This is a genomic window from Streptomyces sp. NPDC054840, assembly GCF_053611065.1.
Window position 1 is genome coordinate 1 of sequence record NZ_JBSGZP010001156.1, and the last position, 1127, is coordinate 1127.

A 1127-nucleotide genomic window follows, 5' to 3' on the forward strand; every position below is an offset into this window, starting at 1 on the left:
CCAGCCGTTCGTCACCTCCCCCGGCGAGACCGTGCTCGGATTCACCGACGCCGGCGGCGTGCAGCGCACCCTGCCCGTACTGGAGGGCGACGAGCCCCGGGACGTGCCGCCCGTGATCTGGCGCACCGGACCCCGCTCCACCGAGCCCCACCTGCTGGCCGTCGGCCAGCCCGGCAGCGGCACCTCGACCCTGTTGCGCTCGGTCGCCCTGCAGGCCCTGCGGCACGGGGGCGACGTGCTGATCGTCGACGGCGGCGGCAGCGGTGAGTACTCCTGCCTGTCCGGCCGGGCCGGCGTCCTCGCCGTGGAATGCGGGCCGACCGGGGCCCAGGCCACCCTGGAATGGGCCGCGCAGGAGACCGAACGGCGGCTCATCGCCACCCACCGGGCCCGGGAGGTCGGACGGCCCGCACCCGAGGACACCCGGCGACCCCTGTGGATCCTGCTGGACCAGCCGACCGTACTGGCCCACCTCGCCGTCGCCGAAGGCGGCCCCGACCCGCTGGCCCAGTTGCAGGTGCCGCTGCGGCACGGACGGCCCGCGCACGTCACGGTGGTGGTGGCCGAGCAGTTCGGGCACCTGGAGCTGCTGAACGACGCCGTCTGGCAGCACACCCGCGCCCGCGTCGTGCTCGGGCCCGCCGCCGTCCAGCAGGTCGCGGACGTACTGGGGCTGCCACCGCACACCACCCCGACGGCCCACGTGCCGCCGGGGCGCGGGTACGCCCGGCTCGGCACCGGGCCCGTGCACCGGCTTCAGGTGCCCGCCACCCCGGACCCGTACGACGAGGCCACGCATCCGGCGTACCGCCAGGCCGTACTGGAGCTGCTGCCGGGCCGGCTCACGCCCGGCGGGGGCGGTGGACGGGAGCACGGCACGCCGGACAAGCCGCTCCACGGAATGCCGCCGGCGCAGGGCTCTGCTCTGAACGCCCCGGAGATCCCGGAGGTGCCGGCCGAGGCTCCGTGAGCCGGTCGCGACGGAGCCCGGCGCGCGCCGGGGCCTCCTCGGGCGCCGACGTGGGGAGGGTCGGAGCGTGCGGGGTGGTTGCGGTCGGCGCCCTGCGGGGACGCCCCGGCGCCCCTCCACACGCAACCGGCGGGTCCGGCGGGCTACGCCACGAACG

Annotated in this window: 1 protein-coding gene; it reads left to right on the top strand. The window is 77.2% G+C overall.

Translation table 11 applies throughout. The features are described 5' to 3' along the window. Positions 1 to 970: ATP-binding protein (locus tag ACWGIU_RS38330; protein ID WP_453712769.1), on the top strand; the 970-nt coding region annotated here is incomplete at its 5' end. Between the last annotated feature and the right edge of the window lie 157 nt (positions 971 to 1127).